Raw genomic sequence first — 24,929 nt, 5'->3', positions numbered from 1 at the left:
GGCCGGGCAGGAGCCCTTCCTAAGGTCGACGCATGACCGCGCCCCGTGTCTCCCCGGCTCCCCACGCTTCCTCGCTCGACCTCGGCGGCCGCATCGCGCTCGTCACCGGAGCCGCCGGCGGCATCGGCCGCGCCTGCGCGCTGCGGCTCGCGGCCGCCGGGGCCGAGGTGAGAGCCGTCGACCGCGACGCCGCGGGCCTGGAGACACTCGCCGAACAGGGACACGACCTCGCGGGCACCGTGGAACCGCACGTCCTCGACCTCACCGACCTGGACGCCGCCGAACGCGCCGCCGCGGGCACCGACATCCTCGTCAACAACGCCGGGCTCCAGCTGGTGCGCCCCATCGAGGAGTTCCCGCCCGACGCCTTCCACCGGGTGCTCACCGTGATGCTGGAGGCACCGTTCCGGCTCATCCGCGGTGCCCTGCCCCACATGTACGGCCAGGGGTGGGGCCGCATCGTGAATGTGTCGTCCGTCCACGGGCTGCGCGCCTCGGCCTACAAGTCGGCCTACGTGGCCGCCAAACACGGCCTGGAGGGACTCTCCAAGACCGCCGCCCTCGAAGGCGCACCCCACGGTGTCACCTCGAACTGTGTGAACCCCGCCTATGTGCGCACCCCACTGGTCGAGAAGCAGCTCGCCGACCAGGCGCAGGCGCACGGCATCCCCGAGGAACGCGTCCTGTCCGAGGTGCTGTTGCAGGACAGCGCCGTCAAGCGGCTCATCGAACCGGAGGAGGTCGCCGAGGCCGTGGCGTATCTGTGCGGCCCGCAGGCGTCCTTCGTGACCGGAACCTCGCTCGCGCTCGACGGCGGCTGGACCGCCCATTGACCTCCTGGCCCGGCTGTGTCGGCTCCCGGGTTGTCCACAGGGCTGACGGGACGGTCCGGTCATGGTGAATCCTGTGAGCATGTCCAGCGATCACGTGCAGTCAGCCGAGCGCTCCGCCGGCGCCGCCGAAGCACCGCCGGCCGACGTCGAGACGCCGTTTCTCGAGCTGCTGGCCCGGGGCGCCTCCGCCGACGCCTACGAGCAGCCGGTGTTGCTCGCACGCGCTGAAGGACGGTCCGCGGAGTGGATCGCCGCGCTCCAGCGGGCCAAGCCGCTCGCCCTGCGGGTGCGCTCGGAGCTGGAGGGACGCCGTCGGCGCGAGGCCGAGCTGTCCGCCCTGTTCGAGACCGCCCACGACCTCGCCGGGCTGCGCGACCTCGACGCCGTGCTCCAGGCGATCGTGCAGCGCGCCCGGTCGCTGCTGGGCACGGACGTCGCCTACCTCAGCCTGAACGACCCGGCGAGAGGCGACACCCACATGCGGGTCACCGAGGGCTCGGTCGCCGCCCGGTTCCAGCAGTTGCGGCTCGGCATGGGGGAGGGCCTCGGCGGCCTGGTCGCGCAGACCGCCCGCCCTTACGTCACCGACGACTACTTCAAGGACGACCGCTTCCAGCACACCCTCACCATCGACGCGGGCGTACGGGACGAGGGGCTTGTGGCCATCCTGGGCGTGCCGCTGATGCTCGGGCACCACGTCATCGGCGTGCTGTTCGCCGCTGACCGCCGCGCCCGGGTCTTCGAGCGCGAGCAGATCGCGCTGCTCGGCTCCTTCGCCGCCCTCGCCGCGGCCGCCATCGACACCGCCAACCTGCTCGCCGAGACCCGGACGGCCCTCGCCGACCTGGAGCTGGCCAACGAGATCATCCGGGACCGCAGCGGCGTCATCGAGCGGGCCTCCGACGTGCACGACCGCCTGGCCGAACTGGTCCTGCGGGGCGGCGGGGTGCACGACGTGGCCGCCGCGGTCTCCGAGGTGCTCGACGGCACGGTCGTCTTCGCCGAGGCCGCCGCCGCACCGGCCGAGGCTCTGGAATCGTCTCGCGCGGACGGGCACGCCGTGCGGTTCGAGGACGACTGGATCGCCGCCGTCGCGGCCGGCGGGGAACTGCTCGGCGCCCTCGTGCTGAGGGGCCACCCGGGGCTCGACCCCGTCGACCAGCGCACCCTGGAGCGTGCCGCGATGGTCACCTCGCTGCTGCTCCTCGCCCGCCGGTCGGCCGCCGAGGCCGAACAGCGCGTACGCGGCGAACTGCTCGACGACCTGCTGGACGCCCGCGACCGCGACCCGCGCCTGCTGCGGGAGCGCGCGGCCCGCCTGCACGCCGACCTCGACGCCGTCCACGTGGTGCTGGCCGCGCGTCTCGAAGACGGCGCGGCCGACGCCGACCAGGAGGCGGACGCCCGCAGACGCCTGGCGGCCGCGGCGTCCCACCTCGCCGCGACCCGCCATGGCCTGGCAGCCGCACGCGACGGCGGCACCGTCCTGCTGCTGCCCCTCGGCTCCGGCGACAGCGCCACCGGCCTCGCCCGCAGCGCCGCCCGGCAGCTGGGCACAGCGGTCCACACCCCGGTCACCGTCGGTGCCTCGGCACCCGCCGGGGACCTCGCCGTCGGCACCGACACCGTGGCCACGGCCTACGCGGAGGCCCGGCGCTGCCTCGACGCCCTGCGGCTCCTCGGCCGCTCCGGGGACGGGGCCGCCGCCGAGGACTTCGGCTTCCTGGGGCTGCTCCTGGCCGGCGACCGGGACATACCCGGTTTCGTCGACCGCACCATCGGCCAGGTCGTCATGTACGACCGACGACGCGGCACCGAACTGCTGCGCACCCTCGACGCGTACTTCGCCTGCGGCATGAGCCCCGCCCGCACCAAGGACGGACTGCACGTCCACGTGAACACGGTCGCCCAGCGCCTGGAACGGGTCGGCCGCCTCCTCGGCGACGACTGGCAGACCCCGGCCCGCGCCCTGGAGATCCAACTCGCCCTGCGTCTGCATCGGTTGTCGGAGCCGGGACAGCACTGACCCCCGCACGTGGCCGGCACGGTCGCACGGGGGCTGGGTCGGCAGGACTCCGGACGGTCAGCTGGTCCGGGCATCCGCCGCCGAGGCGTCCGCTGCCGGGGCGGCCGTCGTCCGGTCCGTGTCGGCGGGCGCGGCGACATCGGCCAGGTTCCGGTGGCGGGTCTCCTTGGCCGCCGCCACCGCGACGACCGTGAGCACGGCGGCGGCGATGACGTACAGGGCGATCGGCGTGGAGCTGCCGTAGTCGGCCAGCAGCGCGGTCGCGATCAGCGGCGCGGGCGCGCCCGCCGCCACCGAGGCGAACTGCGCGCCGATGGACGCGCCGGAGTAGCGCATGCGCGTCGCGAACATCTCGGAGAAGAACGCGGCCTGGGGGGCGTACATCGCTCCGTGCAGCACCAGTCCCACCGTGACGGCGAGGATCAGGTTGCCGAAGCCGCCGGTGTCGATCAGCGAGAAGAACGGGAACATCCACAGCCCGACCCCCACGGCACCCACCATATAGACGGGACGGCGACCGATCCGGTCGGAGAGCGCGCCCCACGCCGGGATGACCGCGAAGTGCACGGCCGAGGCGATCAGCACCGCGTTGAGCGCGGTCTGCTTGGAGACACCGGCCGAGGTGGTGGCGTAGACGAGGATGAACGCCGTGATCACGTAGTAGCTGATGTTCTCCGCCATGCGCGCCCCCATCGCGACCAGGACGTCACGCCAGTGGTGCCGCAGCACGGCGACGAGCGGCAGCTTCTCCGCCTCCGCGGCGCGATCCGCCTTGCGGGCCTCGGCCTGCGCCAACGCCTGCTTGAAGACCGGCGATTCATCGACAGACAGACGAATCCACAAACCGACGATCACCAGTACCCCGGAGAGCAGGAACGGGACGCGCCAGCCCCAGCTGCCGAACGCGGCGTCCGACAGGACCGCCGTCAGCAGGGACAGCACACCGGTCGCGAGCAACTGCCCCGCCGGCGCGCCGGTCTGCGGCCACGAGGCCCAGAACCCGCGCCGCCGCGCGTCCCCGTGCTCCGACACCAGCAGCACGGCACCACCCCACTCACCGCCGAGGGCGAACCCCTGGACCAGCCGGAGCACGGTGAGCAGGACCGGCGCGGCCGTCCCTATCGTGGCGTGCGTCGGCAGCAGCCCGATCGCGAACGTCGCGCCGCCCATCATCAGCAGACTCAGCACCAGCAGCTTCTTGCGCCCGATCCGGTCGCCGTAGTGCCCGAACACCAGCGCGCCGAGGGGCCGGGCGGCGAATCCGACCGCGTACGTCAGGAACGAGAGCAGCGTCCCGACGAGCGGGTCGGAGTCCGGGAAGAACAACTTGTTGAACACGAGCGCGGCCGCGGAGCCGTAGAGAAAGAAGTCGTACCACTCGATGGTGGTGCCGATGAGGCTGGCGGCGACGATGCGCTTGAGGCTGGCGGGGGGTGGGGGAGCGGTGGGTGCGGAGGTCATGGGCGCCACTTCCTCGTGTGCCGTGGGGACGGGTACGTGTCGGCACACGGTAGAAACATGCAGGTCAGGCGCACATGTGGCGGGGCAACATAGTTCGGGGGCTGGCTATGCCTGTGTCCACCATGTCAGCTCCCCGAAGGGCGGTTCAAGGGCTCGAAGTGGGCGAAAAGAGCGCCGTCCGGGACGCGTGGTTAGGGATGATTTGGCGGTGGCGTGCTGACTCCCGTGCTGGTTTGGTGCTGACTAAAATCCCACGTCATCACCCGTCTTCGTCGCTCCCGTGCTGACTTGGTGCTGACTACGCTCCGTAGAAGTCGGGCATCGGGGGTGGATCGGGCCCAGATTTGCGCTGCAGCAAGCGACTCAACCGGACGGATCACCGACACGGATGTGTCCTCGTCCCGCAGGGTGCCCATGTCATAGCTGTGCGACATGCCCATGCACCACAGGCCGATCGTGCCGACCTCCGGACCTTCGTACCGAGCGTCGTGGTATGCATCCAGCTTCCTTACTAACCGCTCCGAGGTCGTGTCGCCGCGGGAGTCCGCGTGAACAACCCATGCAACAGAGCGGACGGGTGATGAGAGAGAGCCTGATGATCCAGGTACCGGCAGTGCCCCCTTCCCTGAGAGTGGGGCCGCCTGCGGCTTGCTTCGTTACACCAGCACCCCGATGGGTTCCTCGATGCCGAGGAGGGAGCGGGAGTACACTTCCTGGCCGAACTCGTAGTTGAGCAGTCCGTGGCGGGACGCCGTCTCCAGGTCCCGCCAGATCCGCTGGACGGGATTCGTGGTCGCGAAGGCGCTCGCACCCTGGACATTGAGCAACAGCTTCGTCGCGTCCCGACAGCATTCCATCGCATATCCGAAGTTCGCCCGGAAGCGGGCGCGTGCGAGAGCGTCGAATTCCCGGCCCTCGCTCGCGGCCCCGACCGTCTCGTCGGCCCACCACTGGAGCAGCATCTCCGCCGTGTCGATCAGAGTGGCCGCCTTCGCGATGTTGAGCTGTGTCGACGGAGCGTCACGTGTGTCGGTGTAGAACGTGTAGGAGATGGGCTTCGGCGTCCTCAGTCGCTCCAGTGTGACGTCAAGTGCCGCCCGGGCCATCCCGATCACCGGTGCGCCCACCATATGGACCGCGGAGATCACGAAGTTCTCCCTTTGCGGCACCGACTGATGGGAACTTTCGCTCTGTGTCCGCCCGGAGAGCACCCGTCCGAACGGCACCGTACGGTGAGTGGGCACGAACACCTCCCCGCCGGTCTCCACGGTGTTGCTGCCTGTGCCTGCCATCCCCGCCACGAACCACGTGTCGACGACAGTGAGTTCGGTCATGGGCGCGAGGATCAGGTGGGGTGAGACGTCGCCGTCCTCGTCCTCAAGCGGTGCGGTGAGCATCGCCCAGTCGGCGTGCGAGCTGTTCGACGCGAACCCCCAGCGGCCAGTCACAGCATGTCCTCCCTCGACCCGGCGCGATGTCGCGGTGGGAGCCAGCAGACCGATGAACCGCGTCGAGGGGTTGCCGCCGAACACCTCCCGGAGCGCCTGCTCGCCGAACGCACTCGACACCACCCATGCGGTCGCGTTGGAGATGAACGCGATCCAGCCGGACGAGCCGCACGCGCCGGCGATCCGTGCCACCACGTCCGTGTAGGTGCGCAGATCCGTCTCGAGTCCGCCGAAGCGTGCGGGAGTGCGCAATGAGAAGAAGCCCTCCGCGCTCATCGCCTCGACATTGGCGTCAGGCAGTCTCCGGGACCGCTCGGCCTCGGCCGCGTTGTCGCGCAGCAACGGTGCGATCTTCGACGCCCGTTCGAGCAACTCCGTCCGGGCCGACGTGGTGGAGGACGCAGTGGATGTATCAGTCATGTCAGACTCCTGTTTCTGGACGAGCCGTCAGGCCTTGAGCCGGTGCACGAGGTCGGCGACCAGGTCGCGCAGTTGATCGGCGTCCCTGGCCGCACCGAAGACGTAGCGATCGGGACGGACGATGACCGCGACCGCGTCGAACTTGTCGGACCAGCTGCGAACGAGCCGGTCGGGATCCATCTCCTCCGTCACATGGACGACGCGCCCTCGGAGCTCGGCCCAGAGCTGCCGGAGTTCCTGGTCGACCACGTCGTCACGGAGCGCCACGAGCCAGAAGCCCGGACCGATCAGGTCGTCCAGCAGCACGCCTCCGGACGTGCGAGGCTGTGGAAACAACTCGCCTGCGGCAACGCCCGGATCACTGCCGTCGAGGGCGATGAGCCCTGTGTCGAGTCCAGGGATCGACTTCTGTCGGACGGACGTCAACTGGGGCTGGGTCCGCAGGACATCGTCCCGGCGCGCGGCTTCCACGGGATCGGTCTTGCCGATTATGATGCCGAACGACTTCGTTGTCTCGACGACGGCCCGCACGTGGGGCTTGCGCTCCTGACCGTAGGTGTCCAGCAGTGAAGTGCCGTACCCCTGGCGTTCGACGCCGTCGAGCTTCCACGCGAGGTTGATCGCGTCCCGGATCCCCGCACACATGCCCTGGCCGAGGAACGGGGGCATCTGGTGGGCCGCGTCGCCCATGAGGAAGATCCTGCCGTAGCGCCACCTGTCGACGACCAGGGCATGGAACCGGTACACCGCGAGGCGCTGGATCTCGACCTTGCTCACATCGACGAACTGGCTGAGAAGAGACCTGGCCTTCTCCGGTGCCCGGAACTCCTCCGGGTCCTCGCCCGGCAGGATCTTGATCTCCCACCGGCGCAGCGCGCCGGGGCCGACGATGTAGGTGCCGGGACGGCTTGGCCGGCAGTACTGGGTAATCCGCTCGGGCAACTCGGCGTCGCCCGACAGATGCGTGTCCACCACCACCCACCACTCGTCGAACTCCAGGTCGTCGATCGGAGCGGCGAGGTCGCGGCGGACGCCGCTGCTCGCACCGTCGCAGGCCACCAGGTACTTCGCGGACAGCACGTCGTCGTCGACCTGGACGAGCACACCGTCCTCGTCCTGCTGCACGGCACGGCAGGACCGCCCGAGCATTACCTCCACGTGCGGGAACCGGTCGACACCCCTGCGCAACACCCGTTCCAGCTCGGGCTGGTGGAACATGAAGTTCGGTTCCCAGCCCAAGAGGTGTGGAGCGGGCGCGGGGTTGTAGTGCTTGATCGGAAGCCCGTCGGCTCCGACGAAATCCGTGCCCGGATGAGGGACGGTCCCCTGAGCGATCTCCTCGGCCAGGCCGATGTGCTGGAAGACCCGCATCGCCTCGTGATCGGCGGTGATGGCTCGCGGGTACGGATGGACGCTCTCGCTCCGTTCCACGACCGCCACCTGCCAGCCACGCTGACCCAAAAGATTGGCCATGGTCGCCCCGGCAGGGCCGTAACCGACCACGATGGCGTCGTAGCTCATCGTGCCGACGCGCTTCGCTGAGCCACCGAAACATCGGAATCCGAACCCACCGGTTTCATGTCCGCCTCCTCGTGGCCTGCGACGTGTGGGTGACCGGCACTATGAGGGGCTTCCCACGGCCCGGGCAATACGAGTTGTCCGCTCAGTGGACATGCGTTTTCGCTGGTGATCGGGCCTTGACCTCCGAGGATCCGCGAGGCACCGTCGACCGCATGGAAAAACCCGTCGGTGAGGGTCCACTGAGCCGAGCGGTGTCGGTGCTGCGCCTGCTGGCGAATGCCGGGCCCGCGGGAGTCGCGCTCACCGAGATCACCCAGCAGGTCGGGCTGCCGCATGCCACCGTCCATCGCCTGCTGAAACAGCTCGTTTCCCTGCGGCTGGTGCGCCGGACCGACAGTCGTCGGTACGCGTTGGGCGTGCTGACCTTCGAGTTCGGCCTGGCCGCCGCCCAGAGCTTCGACCTCCGCGGCATCTGCGGCCCCGATCTCGAACAGGTCGCGGCGGAGTCCGGACACACCGCCTACCTGACGGTCAGGAGCGGCAACGAGGCCGTTTGCGTCGACCGACGGGCGGGATCCTTCCCCATCCAGGTCATCGCCCTGAACATCGGCAGCCGCCGTCCGCTGGGCATCGGCGGAGGCGGCCTCGCGATCCTGGCCTCGCTGGAGGACCGGGAGCGAGAGGAGGTCATCGACTCGGTCAAGCAGGTGCTCGCCGAGAAGTGGGCGATGTCCGAAGCCGAGGTGCACGACCTGGTCCGGCGAACCCGCCGCGACGGCTACGCGCTGATCCACAACACCATCACCGTGGGAGTCAGCGCACTGGGGGTGCCGGTTCGCGACTCCCTGAATCGCGTGGTCGCGGCGCTCAGCATCGGTACGGTGAGCAGCCAGCTGTCCGCCGCCAAGGTACGCACGCTGTCTTCGCTGTTGAGAACACATGCCTTGGCGATCGAGGCCAGCATGCGATCAACGGGTGTTCCGTGACGCGCAAGTCGACGATGCGGCCGGATCGGTCCGCCGTCCCGCCTTCGCGGGGACGGCCCGCGTGCATGCGCAGACAACGCCGTAGCGCGCCGGTTCGGGTGCCCCGACCGATTTCCTAAGCGCCCGAGCAGGGCGACCGCCTCCGCGTCGGCGAGCGTGCGGGCCAGGCCATCAAGCGTGCGGGCCAGGCCATCAACGGATTCGACACGCCCGGCATTCCCTGGAAGTCGCCGACGAGATCGGAGAAGCGGCCAGGAGACACGCCAAGCCGCTCCGGTACGCCTGCGCCGAACGCGGGGCGGGGCGGGATTGTCAAAGGCGTGGGCAGCTGGGAGAACGTCACTCGCTGACGCACTGCTTCATCCGTCTCCGCTTGTAACGCCGTGACCCGGCGGTCGAGGACCTCCCAACGCTCCGCACGCGTCCGTTTGTGGCGTGCGCCTTCTGGCAGGCGGACGAACGGCACCTCGCGCCACGACGCGATTCTTCGGTCTGTTCGATGACCTGCAAGACCCTCTCGGCGACGCGCCCTCCCCCTGAACCGTCGCCCGAGTCACCGTGCGCTGCGCCTCAAGGACGAGGCCGATAGGTACCTGGGTACTACCTGTCCGCCGGACTGTGTCCCGCAGTGCCGGAGATCGGCGGGAAACCGCTCCTAGCTTGAGCGCAGGGTCTTTGCGGCCCTTCTCTTCATTCCCTCTCCTCTCTTGCTGGGAGCACACCGTGGCAACCTTCCTGTACCGGCTTGGCCGGCTCGCCTTCCGGCGACGACGGCTCGTCCTAGCCCTGTGGATCGTCGTCTTGGCCGCCGTCGGTGTGGGCGCGGTCAAGAGCCCCGGCACCTCGACGGATGACTTCACGCTGCCCGGTACCCAGTCTCAGAACGCGATCGACCTGCTCGGGAAGGAGTTCCCGCAGGCGTCCGCCGACGGTGCCACCGCCCGGGTCGTCTTCGAGGCACCGAGCGGGCAGAAGCTGACCTCGGACGGCAACAAGGCCACCATCGAGTCGCTCGTGGCCGATCTGAAGACAGCTCCTCAGGTGGCGAACGCCTCCGACCCGTTCGCCAACCGGCAGGTCAGCAAGGACGGCACCATCGCCTTTGCCCAGGTCACCTACAAGGTGTCCAAGGCCGACCTCACCGACGCCGCTTCCGAGGCGCTGAACCAGGTCGCGGAGAAGGGCGAGAAGGCCGGCCTGGAGGTGAGCCTCGGCGGCAACGCCGTCCAGGAGAAGAGCAGCAGCAAGGCGGCCGAGATGATCGGTCTGGTGGTCGCCGCGTTCGTCCTGGTGATCACCTTCGGCTCGATGCTCGCGGCGGGGCTGCCGCTGCTCACCGCGATCCTCGGGGTCGTGGCCGCGATCTGCGGCATCACCGTCGCCACCGCGTTCGTGGACATGTCCTCGGCGTCCACGACGCTGGCGCTGATGCTGGGCCTGGCGGTGGCCATCGACTACGCCCTGTTCATCGTCTCCCGCTACCGGGGCGAGATCCGCGAGGGGCATGATCCCGAGGAGGCCGCCGGAAGGGCCCTGGGCACGGCCGGCTCGGCCGTAGTGTTCGCCGGTCTGACCGTGATCATCGCGCTGGCCGGACTGAGCGTCATCGGCATCAAGATGCTCACCACCATGGGCCTGGCCGCCGCCTTCGCGGTCGCCGTCGCCGTCGTGATCGCGCTGACCCTGCTGCCCGCGATGCTCGGCTTCGCCGGGATGCGGATCATGAAGGGCAGGCTCACCACCAAGCGGCTGCGGGCGCAGGAGCGCGGCGAGGGCGAGACGATGGGGGTGCGCTGGGGGCGGTTCGTCACCCGTAACCCCGTCAAGATGCTGGTGGGGTCGGTGGCCGTCCTGGGTCTGCTGGCGATTCCCGCGATGTCGATGCGCCTGACCCTGCCCGACGACAGCATGGCCGCGCCGGGCAGCACTCAGCGCGCCGCCTACGACACCCTGAGCAAGGGCTTCGGCGAGGGCTTCAACGGACCGCTGACCGTGGTCGTCGACGCCCGTGGCAGCGATGCCCCCAAGGCCGCGGCCGAGGACGCGTACACCGCGGTCAGCAAGCTGCCCGACGTGGCCGCCGCCCGTCCCGCCGTGTTCAACGAGGCCGGCGACGTGGCCCTGATCGGCGTCGTGCCGAAGAGCTCCCCGTCGAGCGAGAGCACCGAGGACCTGGTCACCGCCATCCGTGACCAGAGCGCCGGACTGCGCGCCGACACCGGCGCCGACCTGCTGGTCACCGGCACCACGGCCGTCAACATCGACGTGTCCGCGAAGCTCGGCGACGCCCTGCTGCCCTACCTGGCCGTCGTGGTCACCCTCGCCCTGATCCTGCTCCTGCTGGTCTTCCGCTCGATCCTGGTCCCGGTCAAGGCCGCGCTCGGCTTCCTGATCAGTGTGGTCGCCACCCTCGGTGTGGTCGTCGCGGTCTTCCAGTGGGGCTGGCTGAAGGACGTCTTCGGCGTCAGCGAAGCGGCACCGATCGTCAGCGTCCTTCCGATCATCATGGTCGGCGTGGTGTTCGGCCTCGCCATGGACTACGAGGTCTTCCTCGTCACCCGGATGCGCGAGGAGTACGTCCACGGTGCCGAACCCACCGAGGCCATCGTCTCCGGCTTCCGGCACGGCGCACGGGTGGTCACGGCCGCAGCGGTCATCATGATCGCGGTCTTCGCCGGCTTCCTCCTGGACGACACCGCGCTGATCAAGTCGATCGGTCTGGGGCTGGCCGCGGCGGTCCTCTTCGACGCCTTCGTCGTCAGGATGACGATCGTCCCGGCGGTGATGACCCTGCTGGGCCGCCGCGCCTGGGCCCTGCCGGCGCGGTTGGAGCGGATCCTGCCGAACGTGGACGTCGAGGGCGAGAAGCTGCGCCACACCCTGGAGGCACAGCAGGCGGACGGCCCCGGAGGCGTCGAACCCGAGCCGGTCGCACCCACTCCGTTGCACCGCGGCTGACACGCTCCGGTCCGCCGAAGAGCACTGCCTGCCAAGCCGTACGATCCACCCGAACGGGACGGATTCCGGCCGACTGTGCCCTCGAACCTCCGCCCGCCGGCCCACACCCCCCCGGGGCCGGCGGGCGGAGCCCGCCTGCACCGTGAAGGGCGTATTCATGACCCCATCGAACGCATCCGCGTCCACCGCCCAGGGCGGTGAGCAGGTGCTGCGGATTCCCGGGCCGCTGAAGAGCGATCCCGAGTACCGCGTGATCCTCTCGATCATCCTCCGGCTGGCCTCTTGGCGCATGGCCGACCAGGCGCACCCCATGGTCCGGCGGTGGGGGGTGCCCGCGCTGTGCGCGCTGCTCGGCGTGCCCGCCGCGCTCGACACATCCGACCGGGTCGACGCCTGGGGCGCACTGGCCCTGGCTTTCTCGTACGCGGCTCCGCTGCTGTGGCGGGAACGCCGGCCCATGCTCGTCTTCGGCCTCACCACGGCCGTCTCGGTGGGCTCCGTCCCGCTCGATGTCGTCTCCGGTGCCGCCACCGCATGGCTGGTCGCCCTGTTCAACGTGGGCCGCCACGAAGCTCCCCGCAAACTCGCGGTCGCCGTTGTCGTCGCCGTCCTGCAGATCGGCGTACGCGCCTCCTTCGCCTGGAGCCGTGATCAACTCGAGCACATCACGCGCCCGGACGTGGTGGCGCTCGTGGGTGTCCTCACCCTGTCGGCGTGTGCCGGGCTGGGGCTGGCCGGTCGGCTGGTCGACGCCGCCCTGACCGCGCTCGAGAAGGAACGCGACCAGCAGGCGCGACTGGCCGCCGCTCAGGAACGCGCCAGGGTCTCCCGCGAGATGCACGACATCCTCGGCCACACCCTGGCCGTGATCGTCGGCCTCGCGGACGGAGCCGCGGCCCTCGCCGCCACCCGACCCGAACGCGGCGCCGACACGCTGCGCATCATCGCCGACAGCGGCCGCGACGCCCTGGGCGAACTGCGGCGCCTCCTCGCCGTCATCGGCGAGGAGGAAGACAAACCCCAGGGCGAGGCCCCGCTCGCCCCGCAGCCGGGCCTGACCGACCTCGACGCGCTGGTGGAGCGGTTCCGTGCCGCCGGCCCAACCGTCACCCTGCACACCGAGGGCGAGCTCACCGCCCTCCCGCAAGGCCTCCAGCTCGCCGTCTACCGCATCGTCCAGGAAGCCCTCACCAACGCCTTCAAGTACGCCGGCACCAGCACCGAGGTGAATACCTCGGTCACGGCCGGCTCCGGCGCCGTCCGCGTCGTGGTGGAGGACACCGGCCCCACAGACGCCCCGAATGCCGGACGCCTGCGCGGTGGCAGCGGCCGGGGCGTGGTCGGCATGCGTCAGCGAGCCGCCCTCTACGAGGGCAGCATCACCGCCGGCCCCAACACCCGCGGCGGCTGGACCGTCCGCGCCCGGCTGAAGACCACCCCGCCCAGCGGCACCACCGCCCACCCCTCACAGGAGCACCCGGCATGACCACCGTCCTCATTGTCGACGACCAGCATCTGCAGCGCCTCGGCTTCCGCATGCTGCTGGAGGCCCAGCCCGACATGAACGTCGTCGAGGAGGCCACCAACGGCAGCGAAGCGGTCCGCAAGACCGCCGAACTACGCCCTGACGTGGTGCTGATGGACATCCGCATGCCCGGCATGGACGGCATCGAGGCCACCCGCCGGATCGTCGAGTCCGGCGGCCGCTCCCGCGTCCTCGTGCTGACCACCTTCGACCTCGACGAATACGCCTACGAAGCCCTGCGCGCCGGGGCCAGTGGATTCTTCCTCAAGGACGCCCGCCCCGACGAACTCGTCGTCGGCATCCGCGCGGTGGCCGCCGGAGACTCCGTCATCTCCCCGGGCATCACACGCAAACTCATCGACACGTTCACCCAGCGCCTGCCGAACGGCCGCAGCGCCGCACAGGAACAGCGCCTCGCCGGTCTGACGGAGCGCGAACGCGAGGTTCTCGCGGCGGTCGCCACCGGCTGGAGCAACGCCGAGGTCGCCGAACAGCTCCACCTCGCCGAGTCCACCGTCAAATCCCACGTCAGCCGCATCCTCGCCAAGATCGGCGCCCGCGACCGCGTCCAAGCGGTGATCTTCGCGTACGACGTGGGGCTGGTACGTCCCTCCTGACGGCCGCCGCCGCGCTGTCGCACAGGCACCCCCCCGATACTCCGGGCACGCAGGTGAGCGGCCGCGTGCCCGGTCCGCACCGACGCCCGTGGGGACGGGGACGCCGCTGCGGTGAACGGTCCGGCCGTGGGCCCCGCGACACCAGGACCCACGGCCGGGCCTTCGTCCGACTCCGCACAACCACCCCGCCCGGCCCCAACGCCCCAGACAGCGCCTCTGGCCGGAAGAGAGCCGAGAACGGTATCGGCCTCGCGTCCCAGGAGAGAACGTGCACGTACTCCTCATCGAAGACGACCAGGATGTCGCCGAGTCCTTGCGGCGCGGACTTGCCCGCCACGGCCACGAGGTCACCTGGATACCCGTCTGCAGGGCCGCGTTGGACACGTCGACGGCGGACATGGTTCTGCTCGACCTGGGGCTTCCCGATACCGACGGGCTAGAGGTCTGCCGGGAGTTGCTCGCCCGCAGCGATGTACCGCTCATCGTGATCAGTGGCCGGGACAGCGAGATCGAGCGGATCGTCGCTCTCGAACTGGGCGCGGACGACTACCTCGTGAAGCCCTTTCTGACTCGCGAGCTGATCGCCCGCATGCGTGCGGTGCGGCGTCGGCACCGACACTGCACCTGTGACGCCGGCGGGCCCACACCGGACCCGGGCCAGCGCGTGGCCTACGGACGCATGACCATCGACCGGGGAGCCCACCGCGTCTTCCTGGACGGGGCGGAAGTGCTGCTCAGACCCAAGGAGTACGCCGTGCTCGCCTTCCTCACCGAAGGCGAGGGAGTCCTGGTGACCAGGGAGACCATCATGGCGGCCGTGTGGGACAGCAACTGGTTCGGCCCGACGAAGACCCTGGACGTCCACGTGACCGCCCTGCGGCAGCAGCTCGGTGACGCGCTGACCATCGCATGTGTCCGCGGAGTCGGCTTCCGGCTGGACCTCAGACCGAGCCTGCGAGCCATCCTCTGCACGCCGACACCAGGGTCAACGACAACGGGCGGGGCATGAGGCGTCGCCCGGGGGCTCTGGCCACAGCCGACCTCCCGGGCGCCATGAAGATCAATACCGGCATAGATGAGAAGGGGATGCCTATGTTAAGGACCAGCGTGTTTCGATTCACCGGAGGAAAGGCCGCGCACCTCCGCGCGCGGTTGTTCGCCCTCACACTCTCCACCGTCTGCTTCACGTGCGCCGCGATGGGAGGAGGCGGTGCCGTCGCCGCGACGTCCACGCCGCCTCCGATCCCGAGCACACAGGACCCCTCGGCCGGACCGGACTTCGTGGGCAGCCCGGTCGAGGCGCAGCCGCTAGATCCACAGCCGCTATTCGACCCGCGGGTGTCCACCATGCACGGCGACGGGGGGAACACCAAAGTGACGTCCGCTCCCGGCCCGCTGGGCTTGAACCCCCGGGTGACGACAGCGCAATCGTCCTCCGGCGTGCTGCTCTGGGGGCCTCAGGGCACACTGACGGCCGGGTACTTGGACCTGTCCGCGGAGCAGGACTCGTACGGCCTCTCGGCGCTGGATCCCGTGACCATGGAAGTCGAGTCGTCCTGGGCCGCACCGGCCGGCCAGGAGCTCAACATCCCCTACATGTCCGCGAACGACCAGGGCCAGATCCTGGTCAGCTCCAAGCAAGGGCACATCTACGTGGTGCGGCGGACCGACGGTGAGGGCGGGCCCGCCTTCGAGGTGGAACGCGACATCGACCTGGTCGCGCAGGAAACCATGCGGCCCGGGGAATCACTGCTCAATAGCTCCTGGGACGCGAAAGGCAACATCTGGTTCACCACGGGGGGCATCGCGGGAGCCGGTGGCGAGCTCGGAACCGGAACGACACTCGGCGTCCTCGGCCAGGACGACACGGCTCACGTCCGCCACTTCGAGGACCAAGTCGTGGAGAACGGCATCGCGGTCAGCGGTACCACGGCGTATGTCGTCACCGGCCCAGCGGGCGCGGCCGACGAGCCCGACGCCACCGGATACATGTACGCGCTCGGTCCGGGCAGCGGTTCGGAGCCGGAGATCCTCTGGAAGGAGCCGTACGCCGCGGGGGACGCCGTCAAGCCCGGCGGTTTCGCACGTGGTTCGGGCGCCACTCCCGCGCTGCTCGGCGACCGGTACGTCGCGGTCACGGACAACGCGAACGGCCGGATCAATCTCCGGGTGTACCACCAGCGGGAGGCGGGCCGGGGCGACTCTCAACTCGTCTGCAAAGTACCCCTGTTCACCAAGGGGGCCAGCGCGAACGACATCGGGACGATCGGCTACGAACACGACGGACGGTCCGGTGTGGTCGTCCTGAACGGTTACAACGCCCCCGACCTGCCCTCGCCCTCCTCGGACATCGACGGCCCCCACAACGACATGAACGAGATGGCCCCGGGCGTACAGCGGATACAGGTCGACGCGTACGGCAAGTGCCGCACCCTGTGGAGCACACCGGAGCGCATCAAGTCGGTCCCCGTTCTGTCGACGGCCACCGGCCTCGTCTACGGCTACACCCAGGACGCACACCTCGCCGCCGAGGGAACCTATGTCTGGTACGCCGAGGCTCTGGACTTCCGGACAGGGGAGGTGAAGTGGAAGAAGCGCACCGGCGCCGGCGGCACGTTCAATGACATCTTCGCCCCGGCCAGTCTGGGCCCCGACGGCACGCTTTACCAACGGGTCGCCGGTGGTCTGGTGGCCGTGAAGGACGCCGGCTGAGCGGGAGCAACGGGCAGCCTGGTGCGCTGAGCGCGCTTCTGGGAAGTTCCTGAGAGCGAGGCCGGCGGGCGTGCTGCGGTCCGGGCGTGACCTGCTGGTTTCGGCCGGGAGCTCTCAGGGATCTCCCAGAACCTCTCCGGACTCGCGCAAACAGGGCCGTCAGTCTGTGCGTGTCCCTGCGGCAGGCGGCGCCGTACCTCTACCGGTCCGCATGACGCCGCGCCCTACCCCGGAAACGAAGCGGAGTCCTACTGACATGTCTGCCGCCACCTCCAAGCCCAGGCCCGGAAGGCCGGGCGACCGGCGTGTACCGCCGGTACCTGAAGGCCTGTTGCCGCACGCCATCGAAGGCGCGGCAGCCGCGCTGTGCGCCGTGATCGTCATGGTCGCGATCTCGGCCCTCGCGCTGTCGCTGCTCGACGCGGGGTCTGTCGGATCGCTGGGGCCATTGACAGCGGCCGTGACGGTGATGGCCGTTGGAGGCTCCTTGAGCGCCGACCCGGTCGGCACCGCACAGGAGCCGGGCCCCGGTCTGGCGGGCCTGTTCGGCGGCGGGATGAGCCCGTCGATGAGCGGTTCGGTGGACGTGGTGCCGTTCGGTGTCACCCTCGTCGGCACCGTCGTCCTGTGGTTCGCCTTCTCCTGGCGGTTGCGGCACCGACGCGTTTGCGCACGTGAACTGTCCGCGCGTGCGACGGGTGCCGGGGCCGCGGCACTGTTCACCCTCGTCGTCCTGGCCGGCCTCGCGAAGGGCACGATCGTGCTGCCCGCGTCGGCGATGAGCGAGCTACGGGGCGGGCAGGGTGCCGCCGGAGGTCCGGGCGGTGGCGCCGGTGGCTCCGGTGGCCTACTCGGCCGCCTTCTCGGCGGTGGTGGGGGTGCGTCGTCCGACCCCACGATGGCGTTCCACGTGAGCGTGGGCTCGGCGGCGCTCGGCGCGCTGCTGTGGGTGGCCGTGGTGCTCGGAGTGGGATGCCTGATCAGCCGTCGGGTGAAGGTGCCGTCGGGAGGGCCGCTGGACCGGATGAGGCCCGGTTGGGCGCCCGGGCTCTCGGCGGTCGTACGGATGCTCCTGCTCGTGGCCGCGGTTCCGCTGGTGGCGGTCACGTTCGTCGGTGCGGTGGCCGGGGGCCGGGCCGCGACGGCGGCCGGGGGTGCCCTGCTGCTGGCACCGAACGCCGTGGCGGTGTTCCTGACGCTGGGCGCGGGTTCGCCCTGGACGGCATCGATGGAGCAGGTGCAGAGCCAGGGCGGCAACCCGCTGGCCGGCCTGCTAGGAGCCCTGGGCGGCGGGGACCGGCCGGCGCCACAGCCCGACCGCACCGAACACCTCAGGGACGTGTCGGCCGGCGGCTGGCCGCTGTGGCCGACGGCCCTGGTCGTGACCGGCCTGCTTCTGGTGGTCTGCGCCTACGTGGCGGCCCGGCACACGGACCCGCGGCACGTCCGCCCGCTGCACCCGTACCGGGGCCCGTTGGCGCGGCACGTCGGCCTCGCCGAACGGTTCGGCATCCTCACGGCCTTGGTCATGGGAGCGGCCTGCGCCCTGGCCGGCGCGTCCGGACGGTTCGGCGTCACCATGTTCGGCAGCGAGATGGGAGGCAAGCGAGCACTGCTCGAAGGCAGTGTGCCGTGGGCCATGGCGGGAGGGCTGGTCGTCGGGGCACTGGCGGGGTTCGGGGGGAGTCTCCTTTACCGGGGGATGACGCACCGCCCCCGTATCCTCCCGCTCAAGACCCCGCCCGCCCCTCTCGGCGGCCGGAAAGCGAAGCCGGGGGCGGACCCCCTGGAGGTACCCGTTGCCCACCGCTGAACGCTTCCCGCTGCCGGACGACCCGTTCGTGCAGACCGTCGCTCCGGCCACTGTCGTGGGTGTGAACCTCATGGTCGTGGACGACGAGCCGACGGTGCGGGAACTGCTGTGCGCGGCGCTGCGGCACGCCGGCTTCACCGTCACCGCGGCCGGCACCGGCCGGGAGGCCCTGCAGGGTGCGCGGACGGAACCGCCCGACCTGGTGCTGCTGGACGTCATGCTGCCGGACATGAACGGCTTCGAGGTGATCCGCAGACTGCGCGAGCAGTACGAGCCCGCCGCCGGGCCCCGCCCGGGACACATCCCCGTGGTGTTCCTGACCGCGCGGGACACCACGCGGGACAAGATCGACGGACTGCAGCTCGGCGGTGACGACTACGTCACCAAGCCCTTCGACCTCCAGGAACTGATCGCCCGGATCCATGCCGTCCTGCGTCGCACCAGTGGCGACCCCACCGCGCTGCTGCGGGTGGCCGACTTGGAGCTCGACCCCGAGGCCGTCCAGACGAGCCGCGCGGGGGAGCCCATGCGACTGTCGCCCACCGAGTTCCGCCTGCTGCACTACCTGATGGCCAACGCCGGGCGTACGGTCTCCAAGGCCCAGATCCTGGACCGGGTGTGGGACTACGACTTCAGCGGTGACACCGGCATCGTCGACACCTACATCAGCTATCTGCGCCGCAAGCTCGACAACGGCGGCCCCAAGCTGATCCACACCGTCCACGGCGTCGGTTACGTCCTGCGCGGGCCCAGGACATGACCGGGCGGCTCGGCACCCTGTGGACACGGGCCTCGCTGCGCGGCCGCGTCCTGCTCCTCGCCGTCACTTTGCTGACCGTCGGTTTCACGGCGTTCAGCCTGGTCTCCGGAAACGCCCTGCGCGCGTACCTCGAAGACCGTGTCGACGCCCAACTCCGCGCCGCAGCAGAAGTGTTCAGCCTGCTGCCACCGACAGCGGCCGGGAGGGGCGCCGACCGGCGCCTCACGCCGGGGCTGGCGGACTTCAGCACGGACGTCCTGGGTAACCCCGTCATCACCTATGTCGACGACGACGGCGCCGTCGAGAGGAGCATCGACTCCCTGGCCGGAACCCACCGGAACGAGAACGCGGCCGGTCCGGCGCTGCCACCACTGACCTCGACAGCCGTCACCGCGCACGGCGGCCGGCCCTTCACGGTCGACAGCACCAAGGGCGACGGGGGTTGGCGCGTGATCGCCCTACCCAGGGTCGCCCGACCGGGACTCACGCATGCCCTGGGCACGGGCCGGGACCACACCAGCGGTGCCGTCATCGTGTCCGCGTCCCTGACCGAAGTGGACGTCACCGTCGGGAAGATGTGGCGCACCTACGGCATCACCGGGACGTGCCTGCTCGGTGTGCTGGCCGTGGCCGGGTGGTTCGCGGTCCGCTCCGGGCTGCGGCCGCTGTCCCGCATCGAGCAGACGGCCGCGGAGATCGCGGGTGGTGATCTGACCCGTCGCGTCCCCGAACTGTCGGGTGCGAACACCGAGATGGGCCGCCTGGCGGCGGCCCTCAACGGCATGCTCGGCCAGATTGAGGCCGCGTTCGCCGCCCGCGCCGAGTCCGAGGCCCGGATGAGCCGCTTCGTCGCCGACGCCAGCCATGAACTGCGCACCCCGCTGGCCGGAATCAAAGGCCTGACCGACCTCCACCGCATGGGCGCTCTTCCCGGACGGCAGGACATCGACGCCACCATGACCCGCATCGCCCGTGAGTCCGAGCGCCTCACCCGGCTCGTCGAGGACATGCTGCTCCTCGCCCGGCTCGACGAGGAGTCCGGACCCACCGCCGCGACAGGCCACGGAGAACAGGGCAGCGCTCTTCCGGCCGCCCTGGACTTGAACCCCATGGATCTGCGAACCCTTGCCGCCGACGCCCTCCATGACGTACGGGCTCTGGACCCCACCCGTCCCGTCACGCTCACCGGTCCGAACGGCGAAGGGCCTCCCGCCTCCGCCCCCGCCCTCGCCGACGAGGCCAGGCTGCGTCAAGTGGTCACCAACCTGGTCGGCAACGCCGTCACCCACACCCCACCCGGCACGCCCGTCCGTATCGGCGTCGGCACCCTGGGGGAGTGCGCGGTGCTGGAGGTGGCCGACCAGGGACCGGGCCTGACCGAGGAACAGTCGGCCCGCATCTTCGAGCGGTTCTACCGCGCAGACAGCTCCCGCACCCGCTCGACCGGAGGTTCCGGTCTGGGTCTCGCCATCGTCCGTTCCCTCGTCACAGCACATGCCGGACGCGTCGAGGTGCACTCCTCACCCGGGCGCGGCGCCACCTTCCGGGCACGGCTCCCGAGCCATCCGCCCGAGCCGGGGGGCCACGTCTCGGGCGTGGACCTGACAGGCCCCCCGGTCAACCCGGAGGCCCTGACCCGTGTAACGAAGGACGCCTCATGAAAACCTGCCAGGTCCGCGAAGGCCTGGCCCGGATGCGCGACGGTCTTCCGGTCGGTGCCCGATGAGTGACTTCCACCCCGACCTCGCACGGGGACGTCTCATCCCCAACTCCTCCTGCGGTCCCCTGGCATCACGCGTCATGAGGAGCATGAAGGCGCGCCCCGTTGCACCCGGGCCGGATGTCACCGTCCAAGAGGTGGTGGTGCCCGGACCCGAGGGCGCACCTGCCGTCTCGCTGCGTGTCTACCAGCCGACCGGCCTGAAGTCGGCGGCACCGACCCTGCTCTGGATCCACGGTGGCGGCCTCATCTTCGGAGCTCCGCAGAACGACGATCGCACGAGCATCGCCTTCACCCGTGAACTCGGCATCACGGTAGCCGCGGTGCGCTACCGGCCGGCATCGGAAAGCCCCGCCCCCGCTGCCGTTGAGGACGCCTACGCGGCGCTGCGTGGCCTGATGGCGCTGGCGGACGACCTGCACGTCGACATCGACCGCATCGCCATCGGAGGCGCGAGCGCGGGCGGCGGCGTCGCCGCGGCTCTCGCCCTGCTCGCCCACGACCGGGCCGAGATTCGGCCGGTGTTCCAGCTGCTGGCCTATCCGATGCTCGACGACCGCACGACGGTGCGGGCGGACCTGGACGCACTGGACGTACGCCTATGGATCGCCAAGAGCAACAGATACGGCTGGTCGTGCTATCTCGGTGACGCGGTCGCCGGTCCTGACGTGTCCCCGTACGCCGCCGCGGCGCGCAGGGAGGACCACACCGGCCTGCCTCGGGCCTGGATAGGCGTGGGCACCCTCGATTTGTTCCGTGACGAGGACATCGCCTACGCGCGCCGGCTGAGCGACAGCGGAGTCCCCTGCGAGCTGTACATCGTCCCTGGTGCCTTCCACGGGTTCGACGCGGTGTTCCCCCGCGTCGAGGTCTCGAAGGAGTTCTGGCGCCGGCAGGTCCAGGCCCTCGCGGGTGCCCTGTGAGAGCCCCTGGGAATGAGCTGCGCGGGAGGCGGCCGGGCCGTCGGAGCGGACAGCTGCATCGTCCACGTCCCGTGATACGGGGCACGACCCTGCCCGCGGTCCGGCCGGTCCAGCCGACGCAAGGGAGCTGGAGCCGTGCGGACGGCCGGCCGAGCCCGCTGCCGGAACCTGCCCGGCGCCTCGCCGCCGGGAGCGCCCTGGTGCTTCTCCTGAGCGGTGTCGTCTCCCTGGTCGTCTGGTTCTGCGTCACGTTCCAGGCCGTCGTCACCCCCGTGCTGCTCGCGTTGCTCGGCTCGGCGCTGCTCGGCCCGCTCTACCGGCGGCTGGTCGCCATGCGGCTCAACAGGTCCCTCGCGGCCGGGCTCACCTGCACCACGGTGGTGCTGGTGATGGGCGGTGCCTCGTACATCGTGGTGGCCGCCCTGATCGACACCGGCGATCAGATCGTCTCCTCTCTGCGGGACGCCGCGCAGTCGCTGAGTGGGACGTTCGAGGCGGCGGGGACCTCCGTGGACGAGATCGCCAAAAACGCGAAGGGCCTGGTGTCCCAGTTCGGTGGCACCGCGGTCTCCGGCGTGATGAGCGGCGTCAGCCTGCTCACCGAGATGATCGCGGCAGGCGTTCTCGCGATCCTGCTTCTCTTCTTCTTCCTGCGCGACTCCGGCAAGGCCGTCGCGGCACTGCACTCCCTCGCCCCGCACGGCTCCGGTGACACCGTCGTGGCCATGGCCCGTCGGGCTTTCCAGGCGATCGAGGGCTTCATGCGAGGGACCACGATCATCGCCGTCATCAACGCGGTGTTCATCACCGCCGGGCTGCTGATCCTCCAGGTGCCGAACGCCTTCGGGCTGGGGGCGCTCGTCTTCATCGGTGCCTACATCCCCTACCTCGGTGCTCTGCTCTCCGGCGCGGTGGCGGTCCTCGTCGCTTTCGCGGACGGGGGCCTGGCCATCTCCCTGTGGACCTTGGGTGTGGTTCTCGCCGTGCAGGCCATCGAGGGCAACGTGCTCCAGCCCGTGATCCAGAGCCGCACCTTGCAGATGCACCCGGCGGTGGTCCTGCTGGCCCTCACGGCCGGTGCCTCGGTCGCGGGGACACTCGGCATGCTGCTGTCCGTGCCACTCACCGCGGCGGCCTTCGGGGTGGTGTCGGAACTGCGGAAACGGAATCACCCGCCGCCGACACATTGAAGAGCCTGATGAACTACATCAGAAACTCCCGCTTTTTCCGCAGGTAAGCGCGATGTCATGCTGGTCCTGCGTCAGCGCACCCGTCGAGCGGCACCGGATCCGATCATCCATATGCCCGGCACAGCGGCTCTGAGACAGCCGTTCCACCCAGCACGTCAGCGCGCGAGTCATGGCCCCTGCGCGGATGGCTGACCACTCCGCTCCACAGCACCGAGAGGAGTACCCCACCCATGCCCAAAGTGACCTTCGTCCAGGTGGACGGCACCCAGACCGTGCTCGACGTCCCGGCAGGAACCAGCGTCATGCGGGGCGCCGTCGCGGCCGGTGTCCCCGGCATCGTCGCCGAGTGCGGCGGCAACCTGATGTGCGCGACCTGTCACGTCTACACGGGAGACGGTGCTGACGATCGCTTCCCGGCCGTGACCGACGAAGAGGATGAACTGCTGGACTGCACGGCTGAGTCGCGGCGGGACAACAGCCGGCTGAGCTGCCAGCTGGGCCTCACCGACGCGATGGACGGACTGGTCGTCCACGTCCCCGGGTGCCAGACGTGAACGCCGGGAGAGGTGTCGTCGTGGTGGGGGCCGGCCAGGCGGGGGTGCAGCTGGCCGCAGCACTGCGCGAAGCGGGACTCGCCGGACCACTCACCTTGGTGGGGGAGGAGACCGAACTTCCCTATCACCGACCGCCGTTGTCGAAGGAATACCTCGCCGGGAAGGTGTCCCGCGACGACGTCGTACTACGCGGGGAGTCCTTCTACGAGGATCGTGACATCGACCTGCTCGCCGGCCGGTGTGCCAGGGCAGTCGACCGGAGCCGGCGAACGGTCACGCTCGACGACGGTTCCGTGCTGCCGTATGACCATCTGGTCCTGGCCACCGGAACCCGCCCCCGGCCGCTGCGGATCCCGGGCAACGACCTGGACGGTGTGCTGAACCTCCGAACGCGCGCCGATGCCCAGGAGTTGCGCGAACGGCTCGCCTCCGCGCGCAGGGTCGTGGTGATCGGGGCCGGGTTCATCGGCCTGGAGTTCGCGGCCGCATGTCAGGCCGCCGGTCTGTGTCCCGTCGTGCTCGACATCGCGGACCAGGTGATGGGCCGTGCCGTGTCCGGGCCGACCGCCTCCTTCTTCGAGGACAGGCACGGCATGCGGGGCAGCCGGTTCCTCATGGGCTGCGGCCCGGCCGAACTGCTGGGCGGAAACGGCCGGGTGGTCGGTGTCCGTACGACGGACGGTGTCACCGTCCCGGCCGATCTGGTAGTCACCGGCATCGGCGTCCTGCCCAACACCGAACTGGCGAGCACGGCGGGACTGGCCACGGACAACGGCATAGCCGTCGACGAGTATCTCGCGACGGCGGACCCGTACGTCTCCGCGATCGGCGACTGTGCCTCCTTCCCCGCACCCCACGGCAGTGGCCGTATCCGACTGGAGTCCGTGCAGAACGCCTCCGACCAAGCCCGCTGCCTGGCGGCGCGGCTCACCGGCGCAGCGCACCCCTATGAGGCGCCGCCGTGGTTCTGGAGCTACCAGGGCGACCTCAGACTCCAGATAGCCGGCCTGTCCAGCGGCCATGACCGTACGGTCGTGTGCGGAGAGCGGCAGGCCGGGAAGTTCTCGGTGTTCTGTTTCCGCGGCTCGACGCTGGTCGCGGTCGAGTCCGTCAACCGGCCCGCGGACCACATGGCGGCGCGGCGGCTGCTGGCCGACGGGCTCGATCTCACGCCCGACGAGGTCGCCGCTTCCGGGTTCAGCCTGCGCGACCGCGCGGCACGCAAGGCCGTCGCATGAGCCCCGTCGCCCGCGTCGGTGTCCTGGGTTGCGGCCTCATGGGCTCGGGCATCGCCGAGACGTCCGCACGCCGGGGCTGTGACGTCCTGGTGGTGGAGGTCAGTGCCGGGGCCGTCACGACCTTTCGATGCTCATCGACCTCTACCTCCAACAGCGCCGGGACTTGGACGCGTTCGTCACCGGCAGCGAGGCTCCACACGTTCAAGAGTGGGTGACCAGGGGAC

The 24,929-nt window shown here is 70.1% G+C and carries 19 protein-coding genes; 16 read left to right on the top strand and 3 right to left on the bottom strand.

Going from position 1 to position 24,929, the window contains the following annotated elements; all coding sequences use genetic code 11:
- Positions 1 to 32: 32 nt before the first annotated feature.
- Positions 33 to 833: a 3-hydroxybutyrate dehydrogenase gene (locus ACFZBT_RS09780; protein WP_391100610.1), complete on the top strand. Its 801-nt coding sequence runs from the start codon at positions 33 to 35 to the stop codon at positions 831 to 833.
- 79 nt (positions 834 to 912) lie between these two features.
- Positions 913 to 2,859: a GAF domain-containing protein gene (locus ACFZBT_RS09775; protein ID WP_391100607.1), complete on the top strand. Its 1,947-nt coding sequence runs from the start codon at positions 913 to 915 to the stop codon at positions 2,857 to 2,859.
- A 57-nt stretch (positions 2,860 to 2,916) separates the two neighbouring features.
- Here the strand turns inward: ACFZBT_RS09775 and ACFZBT_RS09770 are convergent, their stop codons facing one another.
- From ACFZBT_RS09770 to ACFZBT_RS09760, 3 genes are all read right to left on the bottom strand, one after another.
- Positions 2,917 to 4,320, bottom strand: a complete 1,404-nt coding sequence (locus ACFZBT_RS09770; RefSeq protein ID WP_391100604.1) for an MFS transporter — start codon at positions 4,318 to 4,320, stop codon at positions 2,917 to 2,919.
- Between the two features lie 656 nt (positions 4,321 to 4,976).
- Complete coding sequence (locus ACFZBT_RS09765) at positions 4,977 to 6,188, bottom strand: acyl-CoA dehydrogenase family protein (protein ID WP_391100602.1); 1,212 nt, start codon at positions 6,186 to 6,188, stop codon at positions 4,977 to 4,979.
- A gap of 27 nt (positions 6,189 to 6,215) precedes the next feature.
- Positions 6,216 to 7,709, bottom strand: a complete 1,494-nt coding sequence (locus ACFZBT_RS09760) for a bifunctional 3-(3-hydroxy-phenyl)propionate/3-hydroxycinnamic acid hydroxylase (RefSeq protein ID WP_391100599.1) — start codon at positions 7,707 to 7,709, stop codon at positions 6,216 to 6,218.
- Between the two features lie 101 nt (positions 7,710 to 7,810).
- Between ACFZBT_RS09760 and ACFZBT_RS09755 the strand changes: the two genes are divergently transcribed.
- The 14 genes from ACFZBT_RS09755 to ACFZBT_RS09690 all read left to right on the top strand — a co-directional run bounded on the left by ACFZBT_RS09755 (position 7,811) and on the right by ACFZBT_RS09690 (position 24,920).
- A complete protein-coding gene (locus ACFZBT_RS09755) occupies positions 7,811 to 8,695 on the top strand; it encodes an IclR family transcriptional regulator C-terminal domain-containing protein (protein WP_391100597.1) in 885 nt (294 codons plus the stop codon).
- A 723-nt stretch (positions 8,696 to 9,418) separates the two neighbouring features.
- Complete coding sequence (locus ACFZBT_RS09750; RefSeq protein WP_391100594.1) at positions 9,419 to 11,653, top strand: MMPL family transporter; 2,235 nt, start codon at positions 9,419 to 9,421, stop codon at positions 11,651 to 11,653.
- Positions 11,654 to 11,810: 157 nt separating this feature from the next.
- Positions 11,811 to 13,139: a histidine kinase gene (locus ACFZBT_RS09745; protein WP_391100592.1), complete on the top strand. Its 1,329-nt coding sequence runs from the start codon at positions 11,811 to 11,813 to the stop codon at positions 13,137 to 13,139.
- Positions 13,136 to 13,795: a response regulator gene (locus ACFZBT_RS09740; protein ID WP_391100590.1), complete on the top strand. Its 660-nt coding sequence runs from the start codon at positions 13,136 to 13,138 to the stop codon at positions 13,793 to 13,795. The genes ACFZBT_RS09745 and ACFZBT_RS09740 overlap by 4 nt, the downstream gene beginning before the upstream one ends.
- A 268-nt stretch (positions 13,796 to 14,063) precedes the next feature.
- Complete coding sequence (locus ACFZBT_RS09735; protein WP_391100588.1) at positions 14,064 to 14,804, top strand: response regulator; 741 nt, start codon at positions 14,064 to 14,066, stop codon at positions 14,802 to 14,804.
- 404 nt (positions 14,805 to 15,208) lie between these two features.
- Positions 15,209 to 16,507: a hypothetical protein gene (locus ACFZBT_RS09730; protein ID WP_391100585.1), complete on the top strand. Its 1,299-nt coding sequence runs from the start codon at positions 15,209 to 15,211 to the stop codon at positions 16,505 to 16,507.
- A gap of 256 nt (positions 16,508 to 16,763) precedes the next feature.
- Entirely contained in the window at positions 16,764 to 18,320 is a 1,557-nt protein-coding gene (locus ACFZBT_RS09725) for a streptophobe family protein (protein ID WP_391100582.1), read from the top strand.
- Between the two features lie 70 nt (positions 18,321 to 18,390).
- Entirely contained in the window at positions 18,391 to 19,080 is a 690-nt protein-coding gene (locus tag ACFZBT_RS09720) for a response regulator (RefSeq protein WP_391100742.1), read from the top strand.
- The gene (locus ACFZBT_RS09715) at positions 19,077 to 20,741 is read left to right on the top strand and encodes an ATP-binding protein (RefSeq protein ID WP_391100580.1); all 1,665 of its coding nucleotides are present in this window, start codon (positions 19,077 to 19,079) and stop codon (positions 20,739 to 20,741) included. The genes ACFZBT_RS09720 and ACFZBT_RS09715 overlap by 4 nt, the downstream gene beginning before the upstream one ends.
- A 139-nt stretch (positions 20,742 to 20,880) precedes the next feature.
- Positions 20,881 to 21,723, top strand: a complete 843-nt coding sequence (locus tag ACFZBT_RS09710) for an alpha/beta hydrolase fold domain-containing protein (protein ID WP_391100577.1) — start codon at positions 20,881 to 20,883, stop codon at positions 21,721 to 21,723.
- Between the two features lie 200 nt (positions 21,724 to 21,923).
- Entirely contained in the window at positions 21,924 to 22,913 is a 990-nt protein-coding gene (locus ACFZBT_RS09705) for an AI-2E family transporter (RefSeq protein ID WP_391100575.1), read from the top strand.
- Between the two features lie 230 nt (positions 22,914 to 23,143).
- Complete coding sequence (locus ACFZBT_RS09700) at positions 23,144 to 23,467, top strand: 2Fe-2S iron-sulfur cluster-binding protein (RefSeq protein WP_391100573.1); 324 nt, start codon at positions 23,144 to 23,146, stop codon at positions 23,465 to 23,467.
- Positions 23,464 to 24,705 carry an FAD-dependent oxidoreductase gene (locus ACFZBT_RS09695; RefSeq protein WP_391100571.1) on the top strand — a complete coding sequence of 414 codons (1,242 nt, stop codon included), beginning with the start codon at positions 23,464 to 23,466 and terminating at the stop codon, positions 24,703 to 24,705. Before ACFZBT_RS09700 ends, ACFZBT_RS09695 begins: the two co-directional genes overlap by 4 nt.
- The gene (locus ACFZBT_RS09690) at positions 24,702 to 24,920 is read left to right on the top strand and encodes a 3-hydroxyacyl-CoA dehydrogenase NAD-binding domain-containing protein (RefSeq protein ID WP_391100568.1); all 219 of its coding nucleotides are present in this window, start codon (positions 24,702 to 24,704) and stop codon (positions 24,918 to 24,920) included. The genes ACFZBT_RS09695 and ACFZBT_RS09690 overlap by 4 nt, the downstream gene beginning before the upstream one ends.
- The last annotated feature ends 9 nt before the right edge of the window (positions 24,921 to 24,929 follow it).

Origin of the sequence: Streptomyces sp. NPDC008137 (genome assembly GCF_042957035.1) — a bacterium.
GTDB lineage: Bacteria > Actinomycetota > Actinomycetes > Streptomycetales > Streptomycetaceae > Streptomyces.
The sequence above is the reverse complement of the archived record's forward strand: the minus strand, read 5'-3'. Positions and strand labels throughout refer to the sequence as shown.